Origin of the sequence: Roseateles sp. DAIF2, from assembly GCF_015624425.1 — a bacterium.
GTDB lineage: Bacteria > Pseudomonadota > Gammaproteobacteria > Burkholderiales > Burkholderiaceae_C > Kinneretia.
Genome location: NZ_CP049919.1, coordinates 1,767,799 through 1,791,217, shown reverse-complemented (window position 1 = coordinate 1,791,217; position 23,419 = coordinate 1,767,799). Strand labels below are relative to the sequence as shown.

Sequence of the window (23,419 nt, the reverse complement as noted above, 5' to 3'; positions counted from 1 at the left end):
CTTCTCTCTTCTTCCATCCCGGTCCCTCAATCAACGGCTCGCCGAGCCGAGGAGTCGTCACGCCATGTCCACAAGCACCATCACCCCGCATCCCGTCGTCACCCGCGACCGCTGGCTGGCCGAGCGCAAGCAGCTGCTGGCCCGCGAGAAGGACCGGGCCTGTTGACCCTGAGGCAGCAGGTCGCGTTGTGACCAGAAAGGCCGCAGGCAAGGCGCAAACCGCAGCCGGGTTGGACACCCGGCGAGGATTTGCAACGCCGCATGCGGTCTTTCTGGTCACAACCCTTCGGGAAGGTCCGCCCCCAGGGGCCACTCGTCGTTGCAATGCTTGCCCGCACGCGAGTGCGGGCGGCGCACCGCGCCTAGATTGGTCCCTGGGGCGGGCCTTCGCGGCCTACTGCCTCAGGGTCAACAGGCCCTAACCCGGCAGAGCGACCAGCTCGCCCGCGAGCGTCGTGCCCTGCCCTGGGTGCGGATCGACAAGCCCTACCGCTTCGACACGCCGGCCGGCCCGCGCACACTGGCCGAGCTGTTCGAGGGCCGCAGCCAGCTGCTGGTCCAGCATTTCATGCTGGGCCCGGGCTGGGAGGCCGGCTGCCCCAGCTGCTCCTTCATGGCCGACCATGCCGACGGCATGCTGGACCATCTGGCGCAGCGCAACGTCACCCTGCTCGCGGTCTCGCGCGCGCCGCTGGCCGAGATCGAGCGCTTTAAGCACCGCATGGGCTGGCGCTTCGGCTGGGCGTCCTCGGCCGGCAGCGATTTCAACTACGACTTCTGCGTCTCCTTCACACCCGAGCAATGCGCGCAGGGCGAGGTCTACTACAACTACGGCCTCGAGCCCTCGACCCAGCAGGAGCTGCCCGGCATCAGCGCCTTCTACCGCGACGCCGAGGGTCAGGTCTATCACAGCTACTCGACCTACGGCCGCGGCGTCGAGGCGATGATCGGCACCTACCGGCTGCTGGACCTCGCGCCGCGCGGCCGCGACGAGGACGCCCTGCCCTATGGCATGGCCTGGGTGCGCCACCACGACCGCTACGGCGCGCCGGCAACAAGCAGCTCGTCGAGCTGCGGCTGCGCCGCTGCCGCGCAGGGCTGAACCCGGAGCGGGCCATGCCGGCAAGCGAGCTCTGGTCTTGGCTGGCGCTGGCCGGGTTCGGCGCGCTGCATGGGCTACATCCGGCCAGCGGCTGGCTGCCCGCGGCCTGGGCGCTGCGCGACGGGCGGCCGCTGCGCACGCTGCTGCCCCTGCTGCTGGCGCTCACGGCCGGCCATCTGACCGCGCTGCTGCTGCTCGGGTTGGCCCTCGCGCGCGGCCTGCTCGCGAACGGCCTGGCGCTGCAGCTGGGCGCCGGCGCGCTGTGGCTTGGGCTGTTGCTCCTGCATCGATGCCGGCGACAGCGCGCGCCAAGCCCCGCCGGACCTCTGGCGCTGTGGGCCTTCATCGGCTCGGCCGGCCATGGCGCCGGGCTGATGCTGGTGCCGGCGCTCGCGCCGCTGTGCCTGCCCGGCCGCGCCTTCGACGGCACCGCGCTGCTGCCGGCGCTGGCCGCGGTCGGCGTGCATGGCGCGGCGATGCTGCTGGTCAGCGGCGCGCTGGCGGCCGGGGCCGGCCGGCTAGGCGCCGCGCTGCTGCGTGGACGTCGCCAGCCTTCAGCCTAGCAGCTGCCGCGCCAGCTCTCCCAGAACTCGCAGCCCCTCGGCCCGCGGCGCATCCAGCGGATGGCCGGCCGTCAGGCGCAGGCAATGGTCGAACTGCCGGCCCAGGCCGAACACCGCGCCGGGCACGAAGTTGTAGCCACGCCGGCGCGCGCGCTCCAGCAGCAGACAGGCGTCCAGGCCCTGCGGCAACTCCAGCCACAGGGCATGGCCGCTGACGCCGGCCGTGACCCGCGTGCCGAGCGGAAAGGCGGCCAGCACCGCGGCCCGGTACTCCTCCAGCTGGCGCGCCAGGCGCCGGCGCAGGCGGCGCAGATGGGCCTCGAAGCCCGCCTCGTCGGCCAGCAGATCGGCCAGCACCCGCTCCTGTAGGCCGGGGATCAGCTCGCCATGCACGGCCCGCGCGGCGCGCAGCTGCAGCCGGTGGCGCGCGCTGACCACATAGCCGATGCTGAAGCCCACGCCGGTGACGCAGGCCAGGCTGCCACAGTACAGCACGCGGTCCTCGGTATCGAAGGCCTTCAGCGGCGCGGGGCGGCGCGTGCCGCGGTATAGCTCGCCCAGCAGCTCGCATTCGATCAGCGGCAGCTCGTGCCGGTTCAGCAGGGCCAGCAGCGCCCGCTTCGCTGCATCGTCGGGCGCGGCGCCGCCGCTGCGGTCGAAGCCGGGCTCGGCGATGCAGACCGCGATCGGCTGCGCCTCTAGGGCCGCGGCCAGCGCCGGCAGCGACAGCCCGCCCCGCTCGTCCGCCGGAATCTCCACCGCCCGACGGCCCAGGCTGGTGATCAGCTCCAGCGCGCGCAGCGGCGCCGGGCTGCCGATGGCCACGCGGTCGCCCGGCGCGCTCAGCAGCGACAGGCACAGCTGCAGCGATTCGCCCTCGCCCTGCGTCACGACAATGTCCTCGGCGTCGAAGCGGCAGCCCATGCGCGCCCCGCGTCGCGCCAGCTGGCCCCGCAGCGCTTCACCGCCGAACACCGAGCCAGTGGACAGGGCCGCGAGATCACCCTGCAGCCGCTGCCGCATCAGGCGCTTCAGCGCCGGCAGCGGCAGCAGCTCGGCGGCCAGGCCCAGATGGCCCAGCGAGAGGCAATCGGCCTGGCTCGCGGCCAGGGCCATCAGGCGCCGGCGCCGCCCGGCCAGGGCCAACGCCTCGACCGGTTCGGCCGCGGCAAGGGCCGGCAACGCCACGTCCGCGCTGACGAAGAAACCGCGGCGCGGCCGCGCCTCGATCAGGCCCGCATCCTCCAGCTCATGCAGCGCATGGGTGACGGTGGCCAGGCTGACGCCATGGGCCGCGCAGAGCTGGCGCACCGAGGGCAGCCGGCCGCCGCTGGGGTACTGGCCCACGCGCAGGGCCGCGGCCAGGGTCTCGGCCAGGCTGCGGTAGCGAAAGGGGCTGGAGGAGCTCACGGGCGGGATCGGAAGGGCGGCAAGGGCTCGCACGATACGCGAAACGGCCACGCGCGGATCGTTACAGCGACATGACGGCGGGATCGATACAGCGGCAGCCCTGTCTTCCTTTTCTGCTTCGGCTGTATCGATCGCCGCATGCGCTCGCTGGGTCTTATCGACCCTCGGCCCGCTTCCTAGACTGCGCCCGCCCTCACCACTTCAGGAATCATCACGATGCCGCGCTTCTGGACCCGCCTGTGCCATGCCCCGCGACCCCTGCGCCTGCTGCTGCTCGGCGAGATGCTGGGCCTGCTGGCCGGCGCGCTGGGCCAGGTCGGCGTGGCCTGGTGGATCGCGCGCATCGGCGGCGCCGCCGACCTGAGCCGCTATGGCGCGCTGCTGGCGCTGGGCTCGCTGCTGGCCCTGCCGCTGCTGTCGCCGCTGGGCGACCGCTGGCCCAAGCTGCGCCTGATCCGGATGGGCCGGCTCTGCCTGCTGCTGGAGGCGCTGGCCCTGGCGCTGCTGGCGGCGCGCGATGCGTCCTTCTACTCACTGCCGCTGCTGTGCGCCTGCGGCCTGCTGGCCGTGCTGGCCCAGGCGGTGCTGCTGCCGGCCCAGGCCGCCCTGCTGCCGGAGCTGGTCGAGACCGAACAGCTGCCGCAGGCGATCCGGCTGCGGCGCGGCGCGCAGGCCCTGGGCAGCCTGCTGGGACCGGGCCTGGGCGGCGTCGCGCTGGCGCTGGGCGACCTGCTGCTGGCGATGAGCCTGAACCTGGCGATGTTCGCGCTGGCCGCGCTGGCCGCCTTCCGGCTGGAAGCGCCACCGCCGCCGGCCCGGCGCGCAACCGGAGGGTGGCTTGGGGACCTGCGGGCTGGTCTGCGCGCCAAATGGGGCGTGCCGCTGGACCGCTGGTGGAGCCTCAGCGGCGCGCTGATGATGGTGTTCTTCCTGCCCGCCACCGGCCTGCTGCTGCCGCTGCGCCTGCAGTCGCTGGGCCTGTCGGCCGGCTGGTTTGGGGCCTGCGGCACGGCGCTGTCGATCGGCCTGCTGGCGGGCGTGTTGGGCCTGGCGGACCGGCTGATCGCCAGGCTGGACCGGGTGCGCGCGATCGGCGTGGCGCTGCTGCTGTGCGGCCTGGCGGTCGGCGCGGCAGGGCTGTGCAATTGGGCACCCGGCCTGGTTCTGCTGTTCGGCCTGATCGGCCTGTGCATGTCGGTGACCCAGCTGGTCGGCCAGACGCACCGCCTGCTGGCCACGCCCGCGGACTTCCGCGCCCGCATGGCGGCCGGCCAGCTGGCGCTCGCCCACCTCGCCGCTGCATTGGCCCCTGCGCTGGCCGGCGCGCTGCTGACGCGTTGGCCGGTGGCCACCGTCTACCCGCTGCTGGCCGGCGGCTTCCTGCTCAGCAGCCTGCTGCTGCTGGCCGTGCCGGGCCTGCGCCCCTTTCTGCGCCTGGGGCACGAGGAGGTGCGGGACTGGTACCTGCACCAGCATCCGCGGGCCTTTGCGCCGGCTCAGCCGAGCGGCAACTCGGTCATCGACAGCACCTGCTTGAGCAACTGCTCGGCAAGCAGGCGGTTACAGCTCTCCTTGTCCTGGGTGCGCAGACACAACAAGCGGGACATTCCATGGCGGCGATGACGCGCTCGAAGGGGCAATGACATTAGCTCAGCTCGATTGGGGATGCCTCCAGACCATCCGCCCTCTACAAGCATGCTGCCACGAAGGCAGGAGAACCTCATGTCGATGCAACAGACGCTCGTTGTCGCCATTCGGGGCTGGACGAACACCGGCGACCGGCTGCTATGGGGAGCGCCCGGCGGTGAATTCCCCGAGGCTTCGCTGGATGTGCTGCGGGCCGATTTGCCGGACGCCGAGGTCTGGGCTCCCGAGCTTGATCTGACCATGTTCAGCATGCGCGATCCCGAGGATGTGGCGCAGGAGTTGTTCAACCTGATCGATGCCAAGGTTCTGGCCATGCCGGGCTTGGCATCCATCATCCTGGTGGGCTACAGCGCGGGTTCGCTGCTGGCGCGTCGGGTGTTCTGCATGGCTCACGGTGCTGGACCGGATGCGCGCCTGGATGCGGCACACGCCGCCCCCTGGGCCGGCCGCATCCAGCGCCTGGTTGTCCTGGCCGGGATCACTCGAGGCTGGCAGCTGTCCACCGCATCCCCGGATTCGGTGCGCTTTCTCTCTCCGATCCTGTTCGGCCTGGCTCGCTTCGTCGGCTGGTGCAAGAGTCTGAGCTTCATCTCGCAGGGTCGACTCCCCTTCATCTGGCAACTCAAACGCGGCGCCCCGTTTGTCATCTCGACTCGCATTCAGTATGTGGAGGTCATGCGGCAACTACGCCTTCAGCGCGTCGCCGCGACGCACTCACTGATGGCCCGGGGCGTACCCAGCACCATTTTCTTGCTCGGCGCCAAGGACGAGTACATCTCACCGGCCGACTGCACCGAACTGGGCCCGCGCGCCGAGTTCGCCTACATCGAGCTGCCCGGCAGCAACCACGCCAAGGTGCTGAAGCTGATCGACAACGCCGCGGAGGACGCGGCCGAGTGCCTCGCTACCCACCGCCGCAGGGCCCGACTTGTCGCCGCACTGAGCACACCCTTCGATGAGCTGCTGGAGCAGCCCTGGGCTCTTCCGCCGGGCGACATCGACGATTACCTGGATCCCATGGACTTGTCCGAGTTCGGCGTGGCCGGCGCTGGGGATGGCGATCAGGTTCAGCACGCGGTGATGGTCGTGCACGGCATCCGTGACAACGGCTTCTGGACCAAGCGCGTCGCGCGCGAGATCAAGACCCAGGGTAGAACAGCTCATATCAAGGTAAGAGCCCCCAGCCCAAGCTATGGCTTCTTCTCGATGTGGGACTTTGTCAGGCCCGGCGGCCGGAAAAACGCCACCTACTGGTTCATGGAGCGCTACGCCGACGTACGCAGTCATTTCCCGAATGCCGCGATCAGCTTCGTCGGCCATAGCAATGGCACCTACCTTGCGGCCCATGCGATGACACTGTGCCCGGCCTTGCGCTTCGAGCGCATCGTCTTTGCCGGGAGCGTGGTGCGCCAGGACTATCCATGGAGTCAGCGCACGACACAGGTCGGCGGCGTTCTGAACTATGTGGGCAACGCCGATGGCGTCGTCGCGTTCATGCCCGCCGTGTTCGAGTTCCTGGGGCTGCGCTGGCTGGATGTCGGCGGTGCCGGCGCCTTTGGCTTCAAGGAGGCCGGCAGTCCACCGGCCATCCGCCAAAGAGTCGGCGGCCTGCAGGATGGCCAGCTTGAGCTCACCGAGCTGCGCTACGTGTCCGGCGGGCATGGCGCGGCCATTGACGAGCAGTTCTGGCCCGAGATCGCCGCATTCGTGCTCAAGGACGAGATTCCGTCACGATTCCCGGTGCCGCGCTCGCCGCGCACCCGGGCCCTGTTTGCCTTTGCCCCGGCGCTAACCACCCTGGGGTTGAGCTTGGCGATGACCGTACTGCTGCTGCCCGTGCTGACCATCGCCGGGATCGCCCTGGCTGCAACAAACATCCCTGGTTCCCGCACGGGCGAAGGCATCACCCAATTGATTGTTGAGTATCCGCTGCTGTGGCTGCTGGTCGCCCTGCTCAGCGTGGGCCTGACCATCGGTATTTCATGGCTGGCGCGCCGCGTCCTGCGGGCCTGGTAGCCCGCTTTCTTGACCCATACGCTGTTCGCGCCTCAAGCGCCCTGGGTGCTGAACTTCTTCAGCGCCTCGCCCGTCATGCGGCAGATGCGCCATTCCGGCAGCACGCTGGCGCCCATGGTCTCGTAGAAGCGGATCGCGTCCTCGTTCCAGTCCAGCACGGTCCACTCGAAGCGGCCGTAGCCGCGCGCCACCGCGAGCTGCGCCAGGCGGTTCAGCAGCGCCTTGCCCAGGCCGCTGCGGCGGTGCGCGGGCCGCACATAGAGGTCCTCCAGGTACAGGCCCGGCTTGGACAGGAAGGTGCTGAAGTTGGTGAAGAACAGCGCGAAGCCGACCGGCTCGCCGTCGATCTCGCCGACCAGGGCCTCCACCACCGGCTTCTCGCCGAACAGATGCGGGCGCAGCTTCTCCTCGGTGGTCTCGACCAGATGGGTCAGGTTCTCGAAGGCGGCCAGTTCCTGGATCAGGCCGACGATGGCCGCCACATCGCGCGGTTCGGCGGGACGGATGGTGTGGGAAGGCTTGGTGCTCATGACCCCATTCTGCATGCGCAGCGGGACTGTCGCGACGCCGACAGCCGCGCCAGCGCGGATCGCCTAGAGTCGGCCCATGGATGACGCCCTCGCCCCCACCTATCAACCGCACCGCGTGCATCGCAGCAGCTTCCTGCAGCTGCGCGGCCTGCGCTACCACCTGCTGAGCTGGGGCGATCCCGCGCTGGCCACGCCGCAGCGCCCGAGCCTGCTGCTGCTGCACGGCTGGATGGATGTCGGCGCCTCGTTCCAGTTCGTCGTCGACGCGCTGCGCGAGGAGCGCCATGTGATGGCGCTGGACTGGCGCGGCTTCGGCCTCAGCGACAGCGCGCCCGGCGATTGCTACTGGTTCCCCGACTACCTGGGCGACCTGGACGTGGCGCTGGACCAGCTCGCGCCCGGCCGCCCCGTCGACCTGCTGGGCCACAGCATGGGCGGCAATGTGGTGATGAGCTATGCCGGCGTGCGGCCGGAGCGCATCCGCCGCCTGGTCAATCTGGAGGGCTTCGGTCTGCCCGAGACCATCCCCGAGCTGGCGCCGACGCGGCTGGCCGAATGGCTGGACGACCTGAAGACGCCGCAGTCGTTGAAGACCTATGACAGCCTGGACGGCGTGGCCGCGCGGCTGATGAAGACCAATCCGCGCCTTTCCCCCGACAAGGCCGCCTGGCTGGCGCCGCATTGGTCGCGCGCGGTCGAGGGCCCTGCGGGCAAGACCTGGCACATCCTGGGCGATCCGGCCCACAAGCGCAGCAACCCCATCCTCTACCGCAAGGCCGAGATCCTGGCCGGCTGGCGCCGCATCGCGGCCCCCACACTGTGGGTCGAAGGCAGCGAGACCGACATGAGCCAATGGTGGGGCAATCGCTATCCACGCGCCGACTTCGAGGCCCGCCTGGCCGAGGTGCCGCGGCTGGAGCGCGCCACCCTGCAGGGCGCCGGCCATATGCTGCACCATGACCGGCCCGAGGCGCTGGCGGCGGTGCTGGAGGGTTTCCTCGGGGCATCTGCAACTTGAGCCGATAGGGCAAGCTGCCCGAAAGACTCGTCAGGATTGCGGCGCCCGGCCAGGCCGGTTACAACAGCGCTCTGGTCGCCGGGAGCTGTTGCATGGACGAAGCCTCGCTCAAGAAACTGTCAGCGGACTGGAGCCTGATCCGGCAGGCCACCCGGCCGACTGCGGGCCAGGACGCCTGGGCGCACACCGACGTCGGTTCGGTGCTGGTCCTGCTGGCGGATCAGCGCGATCTTTGGCAGGCCTTGCTGGGGACGGTCGGCTTCGCCCGCTCCCTGGGCCGATCGCCGGCCAGCCTGGCCGAAGACCTGTGGCAGGACATCGAGGAGCCGCTGGAGCCGGGCCTGACCCAGGACTACATCGACTATGGCGCCGCCACCTTCGGCCTGAGCGCAGAGCGCTTGCTGCCGGCCGCGCGCCTGATGTTCTCGGTGGCGCCGCCGCGCCTGCTGGTGGCCGCGGTGAACATGGCCGGGCGGGTGCAGCTCTGCAAGAACCTGTGCGGCACCGACCAGCGCTGCCTGCGCGAATGCCTGCTCAAGCAGGACTGGGATCAGGTCTACGACGATCCCGATGGCGCCACCCTATGAGCGCCCCGGCTCCGGCGACGCCGAAGAATCCGACGCTGGCCGGTGAACTGGGGGAGGCCCTGCTGGGGCATTGGCCCAGCAGCACCCTGATCCTTTTGCTCACCCTGCTGGCCTGCCTGCCCATCGGCGTGCCGCCAGCCGGCCTGAGCGGCCTGACGTCCGCGGTATTCCAGGTGGCCGGCACCATGGTGGCGCTGGCCCTGCCGGCGGCCCAGCTGGCCCACACCATGGTGGGCGATGTCGAGAAGCAGCTGCTCCATCTGCTGGACGAGGAGGCGGCCAGGCTGGCCACTCCGGCGCGGCGCATCGAGGTTTCCCGCCGCATGACCAGCGAGCTGCAAAGGCATATGTACCCGGCCTGGCGTTCGGCGGCCTATGCCCTGCTCAGCCTGCTGCTGTCGGGCCTCGCCCTGCTGCTGGCGCCGACCGGCTGGCATTGGCAGCCCTGCGGTCCCGTCATCTCCTTCGATGCCCTGCTGCCGGGTGCCGCCCTGGCCTGCCTGCTGTGCGCGGCCTTGTGGCTCTACCCCACGGTTCACTATCTCTTCCGGCTGCGCTCGCTGGACGAGCTGCAGCGCACCCTCGACGAACTGCTGGCCGACGAAACGGCAGCACCCGCACCGAACTGAGGCACGTCGGCCCCTGCACATAGAATCGCCCGCCCGGCGCGGTCCCCTGTTTCTTTTTCTCCCCTCGCGCGCCGTTTCTGCGATTGCTGTGCCTCATGAACATCACCGTCCTCGATGAACTGCGCGTCTACATCGACCCCCTGACCCCCGACGAATATGCCGCGCTGGAGCGCAGCATCCTGGCCGAAGGCTGCCGCGACGCGCTGGTGCTGTGGGGCGAGGTCCTGGTGGACGGACACAACCGCTACAGCATCTGCAGCAAGCATGGCCTGCCCTTCCAGACCATGCAGAACACGCGCTTCCAGTCGATGGAGGACGTGCACCTGTGGATGATCGACCAGCATCTGGGCCGGCGCAGCGTCTCCGATTTCCAGCGCGGCGTGCTCGCGCTGCGCAAGAAGGAGATCCTGGACAAGCGCCCGAAGCCGCTGCCCAGCACCTTGCCGCCCGCCGAGGCGGCGGCCGAGGGCGTGCCGGGGGCGCCGGAGCCCGAGGCGCGCCTGGTCAGCCGCGAATCGATCGCCAAGGCCGCGCGCATCAGCAGCGCCACCGTGGCCCAGATCGAGAAGATCCAGAAGGCCGCGGCACCGGAGCTGGTGGAGGCGGTCAAGACCGGCACGGTCTCGATCAGCGCGGCCGCGACCATCGCCGCGCTGCCGGCCGAGGAGCAGCAGGCCGCGGTGGCCGGCGGCAAGAAGGAGCTGCGCGAGGCCGCCAAGCGGGTGCGCGAGAGCAAGGGTTCGTCCGGCCGCAGCAAGAAGGGGGCCGAGGCCGAAACAGATTCGCCGGCCGAGGCGCCCAGCACCGGCCCCGGCGCGATGGTGGACGTGTCGGACCCGACGGTGCTGCTGCAGATGCAGGTGGAAGCCTTGCAGGACGAGAACGCGCGCCTGAAGCAGCAGGTGGCGGAGTTGCAGACCCAACTACTGGCCGCGCGCGCAGGCTGACGAACGGACGGAGGGCTCAGGCGGGATCGTCCGCCTCCGCCTCGCGATCCAGCCGGTTCATCGCCCAGGCGTAGTACCAGACGATCGCGGCGTAGACGATCAGCGCGCCCTGCGAGGCGACCCAGAAGCTGAACGGCCAGCCGAAGAAGCTGAAGCTCAGCTCGCGCGCGAAGAAGCTGACGCCGAAGGTGACGCCGAACCACAGCACCAGCAGCAGCCCGGTCAGGCGCAGGTTGCGGCGCCAATAGCTGTTGTTCGGCTTCAGCGGCATTGCTGCACCCCGATCTGCAGGCACAGCGAGACCTTGGCCAGGGTGGCCGCCAGCCAGCAGACCAGCAGCAGCGCGAAGGCGGCCAGCGGCACATGACGGTCCAGCACCACCCGCGGGCTGAGGCGTCGGGTCAGGCGCAGCAGCGGGCCGGTCAGCACCTGCAGCAGACGGTAGAAGACATTGTGTTCGCGCCGCGCACCGATCATCAGGCCCAGCAGCCATTGGCCGGCCAAGGCCAGCAGCGCGATCTCGGCCAGGAGTTTCAGGGAGGAGCTCAGCCACAACATGCCCCCGAGTGTCGCGCCGGGCGCTCATGTAAAAATAGCGGGCTTGCACGCATTGCGTGCCCCGCCCCGGGGCCGCTGCTGATACCGACACCATGGACATCGAACGCATCAACGCGATCGGTTCTACCCTCGCCGATCTGACAGCGCGTACCGACGCGCTAAGGGGGTATCTTTGACTACGATCGCAAATCGCTGCGACTGAACGAAGTCAACGCCGCGCTGGAGAACCCCAGCGTCTGGAACGACCCCAAGCGCGCCCAGGAGCTGGGCAAGGAAAAGCGCACGCTGGAGACCGTGGTCCAGACCATCGACCACCTGACCAGCAACCTGGCGGACAACACCGAGCTCTATGAGATGAGCAAGGCCGACGAGGACTTCGACGGCCTGGAGGCCATCGAGGCCGACGCCGCCAAGCTGGCCGAGACCGTCGAGCAGCTGGAATTCCGCCGCATGTTCAACAACCCGGCCGACCCCAGCAACTGCTTCATCGACATCCAGGCCGGTGCCGGCGGCACCGAGGCCAACGACTGGGCCGGCATGCTGCTGCGCCAGTACCTGAAGTACTGCGAGCGCAAGGGCTTCAAGGCCACCCTGGAAGACGAATCGCCGGGCGATGTGGCCGGCATCAAGAGCGCGACCATCAAGGTCGAGGGCGAGTACGCCTTCGGCCTGCTGCGCACCGAGACCGGCGTGCACCGCCTGGTGCGCAAGAGCCCCTTCGACAGCTCGGGCGGCCGCCACACCAGCTTCGCCTCGCTGTTCGTCTACCCCGAGGTCGACGACTCGATCGAGATCGAGATCAACCCGGCCGATGTGCGCACCGACACCTACCGCGCCAGCGGCGCCGGCGGCCAGCACATCAACAAGACCGACTCGGCGGTGCGCCTGACCCACATCCCGACCGGCATCGTCGTGCAGTGCCAGGACGGCCGCAGCCAGCACAGCAACCGCGACGTCGCCTGGAAGCGCCTGCGCTCGCGCCTGTACGACCATGAGATGCGCAAGCGCATGGAGGAGCAGCAGAAGCTGGAGGACACCAAGACCGATGTCGGCTGGGGCCACCAGATCCGCAGCTATGTGCTGGACCAGAGCCGCATCAAGGACCTGCGCACCAACTACGAGACCTCGGCCACCCAGAAGGTGCTGGACGGCGATCTCGATCAGTTCATCACCGCCAGTCTGAAACAAGGCGTCTAAACGCCTGCGAGACATCCCGGGGCAGTCACAGCCCCGGGCTACAACATCAAACCTAGGAAGCCGCCATGATGCGCGAAGGCACCGCCCCCCTGATCCGCCGCGAGGACTATCTCCAGCCGGCCTTCTGGATCCGCACCGTCGACCTGACCTTCGACCTGGATCCGGCCAAGACCCTGGTCACCAGCAAGATGCAGGTCGAGCGCAACACCGCGGTGGCCCATGGCCCGCTGGTGCTGCATGGCGAGGAGCTGAACCTGCTGCGCGTGCTGATCGACGGCGAGAGCGTGTCCTTCCGCCAGGACGGCAATCTGCTGATCATCGAGGGCGCGCCGGACGCCGATTTCGCGCTGGAGATCCGCAACACCTGCGCGCCGGAGAAGAACACCGCGCTGTCGGGCCTCTACACCTCGGGCGGCGGCTTCTTCACGCAGTGCGAGGCCGAGGGCTTCCGCCGTATCACCTATTTCCTGGACCGCCCCGATGTGATGGCGGTCTACAGCGTGCTGCTGCGCGCCGACAAGGCCAAGTACCCGGTGCTGCTGTCCAACGGCAATCTGCTGGAGACCGGCGAGCTCGATGAACCTGGGAACAAGGGCCGCCACTTCGCCAAGTGGCACGACCCCTTCCCCAAGCCCAGCTATCTGTTCGCGCTGGTCGCGGCCGACCTGGTGGCGCGCGAGCAGCGCGTGCGCACCCGCGCCGGCAAGGACCATCTGCTGCAGGTCTATGTGCGCCGCGGCGACCTGGAGAAGACCGAGCATGCGATGAACTCGCTGATCGCCTCCCTGGTCTGGGACGAGGCGCGCTTCGGCCTGCCGCTGGACCTGGAGCGCTTCATGGTGGTCGGCGTGTCCGACTTCAACATGGGCGCGATGGAGAACAAGGGCCTGAACATCTTCAACACCAGCGCCCTGCTCGCTTCCCCGGCCACCGCCACCGACATGGATTTCGCGCGCATCGAGTCGATCGTCGCGCATGAGTATTTCCACAACTGGACCGGCAACCGCGTCACCTGCCGCGACTGGTTCCAGCTCTCGCTGAAGGAAGGCCTGACCGTGTTCCGCGATCAGGAGTTCTCGATGGACATGGCCGGCACGCCCAGCGCGCGCGCGGTCTGCCGCATCCAGGACGTGCGCGGCCTGCGCGCGATGCAGTTCCCCGAGGACGGCGGCGCGATGGCGCATCCGGTGCGTCCCGACAGCTATGTCGAGATCAACAACTTCTACACCGCCACGGTCTACGAAAAGGGCTCCGAGGTGGTGCGCATGTACCAGACCTTGGTCGGCCGTGCCGGCTTCGAGGCTGGCATGAAGCTCTACTTCGAGCGACATGACGGCCAGGCCGTGACCTGCGACGACTTCGCGCAAGCCATCGCCGACGCCAACCCCGGCTCGGCGCTCGCCACCCGCCTGGACGCCTTCAAGCGCTGGTACAGCCAGGCCGGCACGCCACGCCTGTCCGCCCGCGGCGCCTACGACGCCGAAGCGAAGACCTACACCCTGAGCCTGCAGCAGGCCAACCCGCCCAGCCCCGGCCAGGACAACAAGCTGCCCCAGGTGATCCCGGTGGCGATGGGCCTGCTGAGCACCGATGGCCGCGCGCTGCCGCTGCAGCTGCAGGGCGAAGACGCCGCGGTGGGCACGGAGCGCGTGCTGGTGCTGGACGGCGCCGAGCAGCGCTTCGTCTTCGTCAATGTCGACAGCGCCCCGGTGCCTTCGCTGCTGCGCGGCTTCTCGGCCCCGGTGCTGCTGGACGACGGCCTGTCGGATGCCGAGCTGCTGGTGCTGCTGCAGCATGACGCCGATGCCTTCAACCGCTGGGAAGCCAGCCAGCGCCTGGCGCTGAACCGCATCCTGGCCGCGGTGCGGGCCGGCCAGCCGCTGGTGCTGGACGAGGCCTATCTCGGCGCGATGCGCAGCGTGCTGCGCCATCCGGAGCTGGACGCGGCCTTCAAGGAGCTGGCCCTGACCCTGCCGGGCGAGGCCTATATCGCCGAGCAGCTGGACGTGGTGGACCCGCAGGCCATCCATGCCGCGGTCGAGGCCGCCCAGACCCAGCTGGCAGGCGCGCTGCGCGAGGACTGGATCGCCGCCTTCGAGGCCAATCAGGTCGGCGGCGGCTACCAGCCCGACCCGGTCTCGAGTGGCAAGCGCGCCCTGGCCAATCTGGCGCTGGCGATGCTGGTGCTGGACGCACCGCGCAGCGGCGACACCGTCTGGCCCGGCCGCGCCTATCAGCGCTTCAAGGACGCCACCAACATGACCGACCGCATGGGCGCGCTGGCAGCCCTGGTCAACGCCCATGCCGAACTGGCCGAACCCGCGCTGGCGCGCTTCCACGCCCAGTTCAAGGGCGAAGCGCTGGTGATCGACAAGTGGTTCTCGCTGCAGGCCCGCGCGCCGGAGCGCGAGGGCAAGAGCTTCGCCAAGGTCAAGCAGCTGCTCAAGCACCCGGACTTCAGTCTGAAGAACCCGAACCGCGCACGCAGCCTGATCTTCTCGCTGGGCCTGTTCAACCCGGCCGCCTTCCACCGCGCCGATGCCGCCGGTTATGTGTTCTGGGCCGACCAGGTGCTGACGCTGGATGCGATCAACCCGCAGGTGGCGGGCCGCCTGGCGCGCGCGCTGGACCGCTGGACCACGCTGGCCGAGCCCTACCGAGCCGGTGCGCGCGAGGCGATCGCCCGCGTCGCGGCCAAGGCCGAGCTCAGCAACGACGTGCGCGAGATCATCGAGCGCCAGCTGGCCTCGGGCGGCTGAGACGCCGGCGCGCAGCAAGGATTCCAAACTCGAAGGAGCGCCTGCATGGCAAACCGCATCAGTCTGACCCAGTACCTCGTTGAGCAGCAACGCGAGCATGGCCATATCCCGGCCCAGCTGCGCCTGCTGATCGAGGTGGTGGCCCGCGCCTGCAAGCGCATCGCGATTCAAGTCAACAAGGGCGCGCTCGGCGATGTGCTGGGCAGCGCCGGCTCCGAGAACGTGCAGGGCGAGGTGCAGAAGAAGCTGGACATCATCGCCAACGAGGTGCTGATCGAGGCCAATGAATGGGGCGGCCACCTCGCCGCGATGGGCAGCGAGGAGATGGACAGCATCCACGTGGTGCCGAACCGCTATCCGCAGGGCGAATACCTGCTGCTGTTCGATCCGCTCGACGGCTCGTCCAATATCGACGTCAATGTCTCGATCGGCACCATCTTCTCGGTGCTGCGCAAGGTCAACAACCAGCGCGGCATCAGCGAGGAGGATTTCCTGCAGCCCGGCAAGCAGCAGGCCGCGGCCGGCTATTGCATCTACGGCCCGCAGACCACCCTGGTGCTGACCGTCGGCGACGGCGTCGCGATGTTCACGCTGGACCGCGAACAGGGCTCCTGGGTGCTGACCCAGGAACATCTGCAGATCCCGGCCGACACCAAGGAGTTCGCGATCAATATGTCGAACATGCGCCACTGGGACGCCCCGGTGAAGCGCTATATCGACGAATGCCTGGCCGGCAAGGAAGGCCCTAGGGCTAAGGACTTCAATATGCGCTGGATCGCCTCGATGGTGGCCGACGTGCATCGCATCCTGACCCGCGGCGGCGTCTTCATGTACCCCTGGGACAAGCGCGAGCCCGAGAAGGCCGGCAAGCTGCGCCTGATGTACGAGGCGAATCCGATGGGCTTCATCGTCGAGCAGGCCGGCGGCCTGGCCACCAACGGCCGCCAGCGCATCCTGGACCTGCAGCCGAGCAAGCTGCATGAGCGTGTCGCGGTGGTGCTGGGCTCGAAGAACGAGGTCGAGCGGGTCACCGCCTACCACCTCGATCCCGAGGCCTGAACGCTTCCAAGGCCCCATGAGAAAAGCCCGCCGATCGGCGGGCTTTTTGTTGGCCGCCCCGGCCGGAACCGGGGCGAGACCTTGTCGGCTTAGAAGCTGTGGCGGATGCCCACGTCCACGCCGCCCGAACGGCCGCCCTTGGCAGCCAGCACGGCGTTGCTGGCCACGCGGAAGTTGGTGTTCACGCCGTTGTCGATGTACGACGCGGTCGTGTACAGCGCGGTGCGCTTGGACAGGTTGTGCTCGTAGCCCAGCGAGTACATCTTGGCGTCGCCGCCGACCGACTTGTCCACGGCCGCGTTGCCGCTGGCCTTGCTGAACTGGGCCAGGACTTGACCGGCGGCGCCCACCGGCACCACGGCGCCGATCGTGAAGATGCTCTGCTTCAGGGCGCCGAACTTGGCCTGGCTCAGCAGCACATTGGCCTTGGCGATGCCGAAGTCGTAGCTGGCGCCCAGGCTGCCCAGCTTGTACTTCGACGACTTGACGTCGGTGGTCTGGTAAGCGCCGGCCACATGCAGCGGGCCGGCCTTGTAACCCAGACGGCCACCGATCGACTTCTTGCCGTCGGCGCCTTCGCCAGCAGCGGCTTCCACCGAGCCGTACACGCCATTCAGCTTGCCGGGCAGGAAGTACTGCACCTGGTTGTCCGAACGGTTCACGCTGTCAACGGTGTTGCCCAGCGAGCTGTACAGGCGGTAGATGCCACCCAGGCCGGTCGTGGTGTGCACGTCGAAGTCGTCGACGACCAGACGGTGCGAGGTCTTGCCGCGGCCCAGACGCACTTCACCGAACTCGCCCATCAGGCTGACGGTGGCGCGACGATCCCAGAAGCGGCCTTCGTTGCCGGCGGCGCCGGTGTCGGCAGCCAGCGGGCTTTCCAGCCAGAAACCGGCCTTCAGGCCGCCGCCGAGGTCTTCCTCGCCGCGGATACCGAAGCGGCTGGAGGACTTGCCATCATTGGCCAGCTGCTTGTTGTTCTGGCCATTGGCCTTGGTGTAGCGGGCGGCCAGATCGACCACGCCGAACAGCGTGACCGACGATTGGGCCGAGGCGACGCCGGCGAAGGAGGCCAGAGCAGCCAGTGCAACCAGTGATTTCTTCATTCTCAATACTCCAAAAAACTTCTCGGCAGCAAGGCGGGGATGAAACTACCCCCGGCATCCAGCCCCTCCGGTGGACGGAGGTCGAGCGGGCCTATTGCAGCAGAGCCCCAAGACGCAATCCAGCAAAGCCCAGGGGCAAACACCAATTACGTCTCGCATCAACAACGGATAAGAAATTCATTCATCCGCAAAATTTCGCCATAACCCCGATGAACACGGGCCTCCCGGCCAAAACACCCGCGAAAAATGAGCGTGCGCTGGGCGCCCGATGAAAATTTCATGAAGACGTCAAACAGGCCGGGATGGGCTTTTCGAGCCAGCCCGGGCCCTTGTTTCGGGTGTTCGCGTTGCGTCCCGGCATCAAATCCCATGCCGGCGACAAGCCACGCGGCTTCGACCGCGTTCAGGCCTGGAGCGGACGGGATCCTTGCGAAAGCGCCCCAAACACGCTATAGTCTTAGGCTCTGTTCGTTCACCGTCACGGCGAACCAGCAGCGCCGGTGTAGCTCAGTTGGTAGAGCAGCTCATTCGTAATGAGAAGGTCGGGGGTTCGACTCCTCTCTCCGGCACCAAGATCACAAAAGCCGCAACGCCCTCGGGCGCTGCGGCTTTTTTCTTGCCGGCAGGCGCTCTCGACCTCAGCCGGTCGCCAGCGCCGCCCGCAGTACTCGCGCGTAGTTGCCATGGGCCACCTTGGCCAGCGCCTCGGCACTTAGGCCGGCCGCCTGCAGCGCCTCGATCACCTGGCGCACCTCGCCATAGCTGTTGACCGAGCCCGACTCGCCGACACCCGCCAGGTCCGTGCCCAGCGCCACATGGTCCGACCCCAGCCGCTCGACCAGGGCCCGCAGCGCGCGGGCATAGCCCTTGGGATCGTTGCGGCCGACCGGCCAGGCGCCGGTCGGTCGGCTCAGGCCAAGACCCCAGAGCCCGACCACGCCACCGGCAGCCGCGATCGCCCGCGCGTTGGCCAGCGAGAGCCGGCGCCGCAGCCAGCCCAGCCGGTCGTCGAAGGAGCCCGGCCCGTCGTCGACCCAGCCATGCGACCAGACCATCGGCCGGCGCGAGACCTCCAGCGCCTGCCGCACCGCGGTCTCGCTGCAATGGGCCAGGTCGACCAGCAGGCCCCTGGCCTGCGCCCGGCGAAGCAGCTCGCGGCCGAACTCGCTCAGGCCGCCATGCTGCGGCGACGCGGTCTGGATGTCGGCCACCGCGTTGCGGCTGTAATGCACCAGCTGCAGATGCCGCAGGCCGCCCTCGTAGGCCTCGTCCAGCAGGGCCATGCGCCCCTGCATGAAATCCGCCCCCTCGGCCGCCAGCACCACGCTGGGCCGGCCCGCCAGCGCGCGGTCGACATCCGCCGCCGTCAGCACCAGGCCGAGCCCGTTCTCCTCGGCATAACGGCGGCTGAAGCGCAGCTCCTCGCGCATGCCCTGCGCGATGCGCGCCGGGTTCGGTTCGGCCACCTGGTGGATACCGTCCGGCATGCGCTTGATCCAATGCCGGTCCGACGAGTAGGCCCAGGCCGCCAGCAGCACCCGGTTGGCCTTCATTTCCGCGGCCAGGTCCAGGCTCGAGCCCGCGCTGGTGCGGCGCCCCAGATGGGTATGCATATCGGCCAGTGCCGGCGGTGTCGCCTGGGCCGAGGCGCCGCGCGTCAGGCCGGCCGCGGTAATCGCGAGCAGGGCCTGGCGCCGGTTGATGGGGAAAGACATCGGGGCGGCTCCTTGTCGAGGACGAGCCGCAGCGTACGCGAACTTCCGAGGCTCAGGCCGGCGCCGGCCCCAGCGCCGCCTGAAGGCCGTCGCGCAGCCGGCGGCCCCAGCCCGGTGCCGGCGGCCGAGCGGGCCGCGGCGTGGGTTCGACCAGCGGCGCCAGCCGCACCCGCGCCGCGCCCTCGGCGCCCAGCAGCGCCAGGCTGCCCGGCTCCAGGCGCAGGCTGCCGCCCGGGCCGATGAAATGGTCCTGCGGGTCCTCGGCCCGCGTGACCCAGACCCGCCCCTCCAGCACCGTCAGCCAGATCGCGTCGAGCGCATGCAGATCGCCGTCCTGCAGCTGCAGGACCGCGGCGTGGTTCAGGCTCAATGACATGGCGGACTCCTTGACGACGACGGATAGAGCCTCAGTGTCGGCAAGTGCCGCCCGGCGCGACAGACCCAGCGCCGGCCAATCGCAGGCAGAACAGATGCGCACAGGGCACGTCTGTCATGGCACCAGAAGACCACATCTGTACTGGTACGGAATCGAGCCGCCTCGTCACAATGGCTTCATCATGAATGACGAGCAAGCCGCGCCCCAGCCGCTGTACCAGCGCCTCGCGAGCCAGATCGAGAAGGCGATCGCCAGCGGCGCGATGCGCGCCGGCGACCGCCTGCCCTCGGTGCGCGCGCTGAGCCAGCAGCACAAGGTCAGCCTCAGCACCGCGCTGCAGACCTACCGCTGGCTGGAGAACCGCGGCGTGGTGCAGGCGCGCCCCAAGTCCGGCTACTTCGTCGCCGAGCAGCGCCAGCTGCTGCCCGAGCCGCAGCTGGACCTGCGCATGGAGGGCGCCTCCTTCGTCAACATGGACCAGGTGCTGCAGGAGTTCCTCTACATCGTCGACGACCCGCTGGCGATGCCGCGCTTTCATGCCGCGCCGTCGCGCGCCCTGCTGCCCGAGGCCAAGCTGCAGCAGCTGACCGCCAGCGTGAACCGGCGCCATCCGGAATACGCCTCCGGCTACCACATGACCGGCAGCGCCGCGCTGCGCCAGGAGATCGCGCGCCGCGCGGTCAGCTCCGGCGTGCAGCTGCGGCCCGACGAGATCGTGATCACCAACGGCGGGCTGGAGGCGGTCTATCTGGCGCTGCGCTCGGTGGCCGCCTCGGGCGACACCATCGTGCTGGAGTCGCCCACCTACTTCCACCTGCTGCAGGTCAACGAGAGTCTGGGCATGAAGGTGCTCGAGATCCCCAGCCACCCGCGCACCGGCCTGTCGCTGGAAGCATTGGACTTCGCGACGCAAAAGCCCGGCGCGGTCAAGGCCTGCATCCTGCTGCCCAACTTCCCGAACCCGACCGGCAGCCTGATGCCGATCGAGCACAAGCGCCGCCTGGTCGCGATGCTGGCCGAGCGCGGCGTCACCATCATCGAGAGCGACATCTACGGCGAGATGCATTTCGGCGAGCAGCGCCCGCCCACGCTCAAGAGCTTCGACCGCGACGGCAATGTGATGCTCTGCTCGGCCTTCACCAAGACCGTCGCGCCGGGCTACCGCATCGGCTGGATCGCGCCGGGCCGGCATTTCCTGAAGACCCAGGCGCTGAAGATGCGCACCTCGGTGGCCTGCCCGATGCTGCAGCAGGAGGTGCTGGCCCAGTTCATGCGCGACGGCGGCTACGACCACCATCTGCGCCGGCTGCGCGCCGCGTTGCGCTCGCAGGCCCAGCACATGGCCGAGGCGGTGGCGCGCTACTTCCCGATGGGCTGCCGGCTCTCGATGCCGCAGGGCGGCCTGCTGATGTGGATCGAGCTGCCGCGCCATGTCGACTCGCGAGAGGTGTTCGCGCTGGCGCGGCTGGAGCATATCGGCGTCGCGCCGGGCGCCGCCTTCAGCACCAGCCGGCGCTTCGACCATTTCATCCGCCTGCAGTACGGCGACCCCTGGACGCCGAAGATGGACGCCGCGATCCGCCGCCTCGGCCAGATCGTCGCAAGGCTGGCCGAGCGCGCGCCCGTGCCGCAGGACGGCGGGGCTGAGCGGCCGACCCGGCTCGCACCGGCCTGAGCCGGGCTCGTGATTTGGGCTTGCGCGGGCCGCACCACCTGTCGCGCCCTGGCCTCGCTGCGCCCCGCGATCCTCATTGTTGAGAATGATTCTCACTAGAATGCGCAACCTACCTGCCCGTCCGACCCTCTCGCGTCGGGTGCGGCGGCAGATCTTCATCGCCAGCCGCCACAGCCAGCCCCTCCGTCCAGCCTGCCTTCGGGCCTTGTTGCGACGCCGCTGGTGACATTGGGCTGGGCCTGATGAGCCTCCTCGGCGTCGCCGGGCTGCTCACTCTCGCCATCGACCTTCAGTCACCGTGACCCAATTCGCTCCCTCCAGGCGCCCGCGCCGCGCCGCGCGCTCCCGTCGCCCCCTGCCCTGTGCCACCCTGGGCCTGGCCACCCTGCTGACGGCCGGCATGGCCGGCGCGCAAAACGAGCCCGCTGCCTCGTCCACAGCCCTCGAAGCCGCCGACGCCACCTCCAAGGACGCGCTGGAGCGCGTGGTGGTGACGGCCACGCGCGGCGCCAAGGCGGTGGAGAAGATTCCGGGGGCGATCAGCATCATTGCGCGCGATGAGATCGAGCGCCAGACCTTGGTCAGCGAGGACCCCAGCCAGCTGCTGTCCCTGGCGGTGCCGGGCTATTCGCCGTCGCGCCAGAAGCTGAGCAGTTTTGGCGAGAGCCTGCGCGGGCGCAGCGCCCTGCTGCTGCTGGACGGCATCCCGCAGACCAACCCCTTGCGCGCCGGTGGCCGCGAGGGCTACTTCGCCGACCCCATGATCGTGGAACGCATCGAGGTGGTCAGCGGTGCCTCGGCCGTGCAGGGCATGGGTGCGACCGGCGGCATCATCAACACCATCACCCGCAGCCCCAAGCAGGTCGGCACCCGCCACAGCCTGCAGCTGAAGTTCGGCACCCAGGGGCATGAGGACACGCAAAGCTGGAAGGCCGGCTATATGCTGAGCCACAAGAGCGAGGGCGCCGACGGCTTCGATGCCTTGGCCTATCTGGGCACACGCCGGCAAGGCATCGGCGTGGATGGCGACGGCCGCCCGCTGGGCGCCGAGTCGCTGCACAAGTCGGCCGATGTGTTCCTCAAGCTGGGCAAGGATTTCGGTGCCCAGCGCGTGCAGCTGATGGTCAACCAATACCAGGCCGACGGCTTCAGCGACTGGAGCGACGTGCCGGGTGATCGTTTGACCGGCCGCCCCACCAGCGCCAAACGCGTCCACCGCAACTTCGGCGCACCGCGCAACCAGGTGCGCTCGGCCAGCCTGGAGTGGACCCATGCCGATCTGGGCGGGGGCCATGCCAGCCTGCAGCTGTTCAAGCAGGACTTCAAGGCCAGCCTGACCGGCACCATCTTCAATGTCTTCCAGGACGCAGCCATCGCGCCGGTCGGCACCCTGGTGGACCGCAGCGAGCTGCGGGCGGACAAATGGGGCCTGCGCAGCAGCTGGGTGCGGCCCGACCTGGGTCTGCTGGGCCTGGAGCTGAGCGTGGGCGTGGATGTGCTGAACGACATCTCGTCCCAGCCCCTGCTGATGACCGAGCGTTTCTGGATGCCGCCGCTCAAGTACCGCAGCATCGCGCCCTTCACCCAGCTGGAGTACGAGCTGGGCAACCTGACCCTGCGTGGCGGCCTGCGCGACGAGCGCAGCCGCCTGCGCGTGGACACCTTCAAGACCCTGGCCTTCTACGGCCACCGCGAGGTGACCGGCGGGGAGCGCGAGGCCGACAAGCTGGTCAAGAGCCTGGGCGGGGTCTGGCGCTTCGGCAAGAGCGGCTGGTCCGCCTTCGCCTCCTACAACGAGGGCTTCGGCCCCACCGATGTGGGCGTGGTGCTGCGGGCGGTGCGGGCCGCCGGGCAGTCGGTCAACAAGCTGGTCGACCTGCAGGCGGTGGTGACCGACAACCGCGAGCTGGGCCTGGCCTGGCGCGGCAAGACGGCGGCCTTCTCCACCTCGGTCTATCGTTCGCATTCCGAGCTGGGCACCCAGACCATCGTCAGCAACGGCCTGGGCGTGGTGCAGCGCGTGCCGATCACGGTGAACGGTTTCGAGTTCAGCGGCGAATGGCAGGCCCTGCGCGATCTGCGCCTCAACGCCATCTACTCGCAGACCCGCGGCCGCACCGCCGCCGGCCCCAAGCTGCCGATGGACCTGGACCTGGGCGCGCGCGCGCAAGGCCCGGACAAGCTGGTGCTGGCCGGCCAGTGGCAGTTCGCCCCGGCCATGAGCGCCCAGTTGACGGCCCAGCATTTCCGGCCGCGCGACGCCAATGTGGGCAAGCGCGCGGGCGCGGTCAAGCTGGACGAGCATTTCAAGGGCTACACCCTGCTGGACCTGTCGGCGCGCTGGGCCTCGCCCTGGGGCGAGCTGAGCCTGGGCGTGGAGAACCTGCTGGATCGCCAGTACATCACCTACTACAGCGAGGCCAACTACGCCGGCACCAACGAGGACTACTACGCCGGCCGCGGGCGCAGCCTGAGCCTGAGCTGGCGGCGCGACTTCTGAGGCATCCCGGGGGCGTCTTATCATC

The 23,419-nt window shown here is 69.1% G+C and carries 21 protein-coding genes and 1 tRNA gene; 15 read left to right on the top strand and 7 right to left on the bottom strand.

Annotated elements, in window-relative coordinates:
• The first annotated feature begins 64 nt into the window (after nt 1-64).
• From G8A07_RS27815 to G8A07_RS08350, 3 genes are all read left to right on the top strand, one after another.
• Nucleotides 65-166, top strand: a complete 102-nt coding sequence (locus G8A07_RS27815) for a DUF899 domain-containing protein (protein WP_249937269.1) — start codon at nt 65-67, stop codon at nt 164-166.
• A gap of 153 nt (nt 167-319) precedes the next feature.
• Entirely contained in the window at nt 320-1,102 is a 783-nt protein-coding gene (locus G8A07_RS08355; protein ID WP_195796581.1) for a thioredoxin family protein, read from the top strand.
• 14 nt (nt 1,103-1,116) lie between these two features.
• Nucleotides 1,117-1,665: a hypothetical protein gene (locus tag G8A07_RS08350; RefSeq protein ID WP_195796580.1), complete on the top strand. Its 549-nt coding sequence runs from the start codon at nt 1,117-1,119 to the stop codon at nt 1,663-1,665.
• On the opposite strand, the gene G8A07_RS08345 is transcribed toward G8A07_RS08350, so the two are convergent.
• Nucleotides 1,657-3,075: a PLP-dependent aminotransferase family protein gene (locus G8A07_RS08345; RefSeq protein WP_195796579.1), complete on the bottom strand. Its 1,419-nt coding sequence runs from the start codon at nt 3,073-3,075 to the stop codon at nt 1,657-1,659. The two genes, G8A07_RS08350 and G8A07_RS08345, sit on opposite strands and share 9 nt — an antisense overlap.
• Nucleotides 3,076-3,291: 216 nt before the next feature.
• On the opposite strand from G8A07_RS08345, the gene G8A07_RS08340 reads away from it, so the two are divergent.
• Entirely contained in the window at nt 3,292-4,698 is a 1,407-nt protein-coding gene (locus G8A07_RS08340) for an MFS transporter (RefSeq protein ID WP_195796578.1), read from the top strand.
• A 99-nt stretch (nt 4,699-4,797) separates the two neighbouring features.
• Nucleotides 4,798-6,738, top strand: a complete 1,941-nt coding sequence (locus tag G8A07_RS08335; RefSeq protein ID WP_195796577.1) for a hypothetical protein — start codon at nt 4,798-4,800, stop codon at nt 6,736-6,738.
• 32 nt (nt 6,739-6,770) lie between these two features.
• On the opposite strand, the gene G8A07_RS08330 is transcribed toward G8A07_RS08335, so the two are convergent.
• Entirely contained in the window at nt 6,771-7,268 is a 498-nt protein-coding gene (locus G8A07_RS08330; RefSeq protein ID WP_195796576.1) for a GNAT family N-acetyltransferase, read from the bottom strand.
• 76 nt (nt 7,269-7,344) lie between these two features.
• Here G8A07_RS08330 and G8A07_RS08325 point away from each other — a divergent pair, with 76 nt between their 5' ends.
• From G8A07_RS08325 to G8A07_RS08310, 4 genes are all read left to right on the top strand, one after another.
• A complete protein-coding gene (locus tag G8A07_RS08325) occupies nt 7,345-8,286 on the top strand; it encodes an alpha/beta fold hydrolase (RefSeq protein WP_195796575.1) in 942 nt (313 codons plus the stop codon).
• Nucleotides 8,287-8,378: 92 nt separating this feature from the next.
• Complete coding sequence (locus G8A07_RS08320; protein ID WP_195796574.1) at nt 8,379-8,873, top strand: hypothetical protein; 495 nt, start codon at nt 8,379-8,381, stop codon at nt 8,871-8,873.
• Complete coding sequence (locus tag G8A07_RS08315) at nt 8,870-9,502, top strand: CopG family transcriptional regulator (RefSeq protein ID WP_195796573.1); 633 nt, start codon at nt 8,870-8,872, stop codon at nt 9,500-9,502. The genes G8A07_RS08320 and G8A07_RS08315 overlap by 4 nt, the downstream gene beginning before the upstream one ends.
• A 95-nt stretch (nt 9,503-9,597) precedes the next feature.
• Nucleotides 9,598-10,449 carry a plasmid replication/partition related protein gene (locus G8A07_RS08310; protein ID WP_195796572.1) on the top strand — a complete coding sequence of 284 codons (852 nt, stop codon included), beginning with the start codon at nt 9,598-9,600 and terminating at the stop codon, nt 10,447-10,449.
• Nucleotides 10,450-10,465: 16 nt separating this feature from the next.
• Here G8A07_RS08310 and G8A07_RS08305 read toward each other — a convergent pair whose 3' ends face one another.
• Complete coding sequence (locus G8A07_RS08305) at nt 10,466-10,720, bottom strand: DUF4212 domain-containing protein (protein ID WP_195796571.1); 255 nt, start codon at nt 10,718-10,720, stop codon at nt 10,466-10,468.
• A complete protein-coding gene (locus G8A07_RS08300; RefSeq protein WP_195796570.1) occupies nt 10,711-11,007 on the bottom strand; it encodes a YggT family protein in 297 nt (98 codons plus the stop codon). Before G8A07_RS08300 ends, G8A07_RS08305 begins: the two co-directional genes overlap by 10 nt.
• Nucleotides 11,008-11,099: 92 nt before the next feature.
• On the opposite strand from G8A07_RS08300, the gene prfB reads away from it, so the two are divergent.
• The 3 genes from prfB (at nt 11,100) to G8A07_RS08285 (ending at nt 16,022) form a co-directional block, all read left to right on the top strand.
• Nucleotides 11,100-12,204, top strand: a protein-coding gene (prfB, locus tag G8A07_RS08295; RefSeq protein ID WP_195796569.1) for a peptide chain release factor 2 whose coding sequence is annotated in 2 segments (ribosomal slippage) — nt 11,100-11,180 and nt 11,182-12,204 — 1,104 coding nt in all. Because the reading frame shifts where the segments join, the coding sequence is not laid out codon by codon here.
• 68 nt (nt 12,205-12,272) lie between these two features.
• Entirely contained in the window at nt 12,273-14,963 is a 2,691-nt protein-coding gene (gene pepN, locus G8A07_RS08290) for an aminopeptidase N (RefSeq protein ID WP_195797667.1), read from the top strand.
• 45 nt (nt 14,964-15,008) lie between these two features.
• Nucleotides 15,009-16,022, top strand: a complete 1,014-nt coding sequence (locus tag G8A07_RS08285) for a class 1 fructose-bisphosphatase (protein WP_195796568.1) — start codon at nt 15,009-15,011, stop codon at nt 16,020-16,022.
• An 89-nt stretch (nt 16,023-16,111) separates the two neighbouring features.
• Here the strand turns inward: G8A07_RS08285 and G8A07_RS08280 are convergent, their stop codons facing one another.
• Nucleotides 16,112-17,128: a porin gene (locus G8A07_RS08280; RefSeq protein ID WP_195796567.1), complete on the bottom strand. Its 1,017-nt coding sequence runs from the start codon at nt 17,126-17,128 to the stop codon at nt 16,112-16,114.
• A gap of 496 nt (nt 17,129-17,624) precedes the next feature.
• Here G8A07_RS08280 and G8A07_RS08275 point away from each other — a divergent pair.
• Nucleotides 17,625-17,700: transfer RNA gene (locus tag G8A07_RS08275), tRNA-Thr, on the top strand.
• 66 nt (nt 17,701-17,766) lie between these two features.
• Here G8A07_RS08275 and G8A07_RS08270 read toward each other — a convergent pair.
• Nucleotides 17,767-18,843: a dipeptidase gene (locus tag G8A07_RS08270; protein ID WP_195796566.1), complete on the bottom strand. Its 1,077-nt coding sequence runs from the start codon at nt 18,841-18,843 to the stop codon at nt 17,767-17,769.
• A gap of 52 nt (nt 18,844-18,895) precedes the next feature.
• The gene (locus tag G8A07_RS08265; RefSeq protein WP_195796565.1) at nt 18,896-19,219 is read right to left on the bottom strand and encodes a DUF2917 domain-containing protein; all 324 of its coding nucleotides are present in this window, start codon (nt 19,217-19,219) and stop codon (nt 18,896-18,898) included.
• A 181-nt stretch (nt 19,220-19,400) separates the two neighbouring features.
• On the opposite strand from G8A07_RS08265, the gene G8A07_RS08260 reads away from it, so the two are divergent.
• Nucleotides 19,401-20,894: a PLP-dependent aminotransferase family protein gene (locus tag G8A07_RS08260; RefSeq protein ID WP_195796564.1), complete on the top strand. Its 1,494-nt coding sequence runs from the start codon at nt 19,401-19,403 to the stop codon at nt 20,892-20,894.
• A gap of 298 nt (nt 20,895-21,192) precedes the next feature.
• A complete protein-coding gene (locus G8A07_RS08255) occupies nt 21,193-23,394 on the top strand; it encodes a TonB-dependent receptor (RefSeq protein WP_249937267.1) in 2,202 nt (733 codons plus the stop codon).
• The last annotated feature ends 25 nt before the right edge of the window (nt 23,395-23,419 follow it).

Excerpts from the sequence above, each read along its gene's own strand:
- G8A07_RS08310 (WP_195796572.1), top strand. The coding sequence starts at position 9,598 with ATGAACATCACCGTCCTCGATGAACTGCGCGTCTACATCGACCCCCTG.
- G8A07_RS08315 (WP_195796573.1), top strand. The coding sequence starts at position 8,870 with ATGAGCGCCCCGGCTCCGGCGACGCCGAAGAATCCGACGCTGGCCGGT.
- G8A07_RS08330 (WP_195796576.1), bottom strand. The coding sequence starts at position 7,268 with ATGAGCACCAAGCCTTCCCACACCATCCGTCCCGCCGAACCGCGCGAT.
- G8A07_RS27815 (WP_249937269.1), top strand. The coding sequence starts at position 65 with ATGTCCACAAGCACCATCACCCCGCATCCCGTCGTCACCCGCGACCGC.
- G8A07_RS08305 (WP_195796571.1), bottom strand. The coding sequence starts at position 10,720 with ATGCCGCTGAAGCCGAACAACAGCTATTGGCGCCGCAACCTGCGCCTG.
- G8A07_RS08280 (WP_195796567.1), bottom strand. The coding sequence starts at position 17,128 with ATGAAGAAATCACTGGTTGCACTGGCTGCTCTGGCCTCCTTCGCCGGC.
- pepN (WP_195797667.1), top strand. The coding sequence starts at position 12,273 with ATGCGCGAAGGCACCGCCCCCCTGATCCGCCGCGAGGACTATCTCCAG.
- G8A07_RS08285 (WP_195796568.1), top strand. The coding sequence starts at position 15,009 with ATGGCAAACCGCATCAGTCTGACCCAGTACCTCGTTGAGCAGCAACGC.
- G8A07_RS08325 (WP_195796575.1), top strand. The coding sequence starts at position 7,345 with ATGGATGACGCCCTCGCCCCCACCTATCAACCGCACCGCGTGCATCGC.
- G8A07_RS08335 (WP_195796577.1), top strand. The coding sequence starts at position 4,798 with ATGTCGATGCAACAGACGCTCGTTGTCGCCATTCGGGGCTGGACGAAC.
- G8A07_RS08340 (WP_195796578.1), top strand. The coding sequence starts at position 3,292 with ATGCCGCGCTTCTGGACCCGCCTGTGCCATGCCCCGCGACCCCTGCGC.
- G8A07_RS08320 (WP_195796574.1), top strand. The coding sequence starts at position 8,379 with ATGGACGAAGCCTCGCTCAAGAAACTGTCAGCGGACTGGAGCCTGATC.
- G8A07_RS08260 (WP_195796564.1), top strand. The coding sequence starts at position 19,401 with ATGAATGACGAGCAAGCCGCGCCCCAGCCGCTGTACCAGCGCCTCGCG.
- G8A07_RS08350 (WP_195796580.1), top strand. The coding sequence starts at position 1,117 with ATGCCGGCAAGCGAGCTCTGGTCTTGGCTGGCGCTGGCCGGGTTCGGC.
- G8A07_RS08265 (WP_195796565.1), bottom strand. The coding sequence starts at position 19,219 with ATGTCATTGAGCCTGAACCACGCCGCGGTCCTGCAGCTGCAGGACGGC.
- G8A07_RS08300 (WP_195796570.1), bottom strand. The coding sequence starts at position 11,007 with ATGTTGTGGCTGAGCTCCTCCCTGAAACTCCTGGCCGAGATCGCGCTG.
- G8A07_RS08270 (WP_195796566.1), bottom strand. The coding sequence starts at position 18,843 with ATGTCTTTCCCCATCAACCGGCGCCAGGCCCTGCTCGCGATTACCGCG.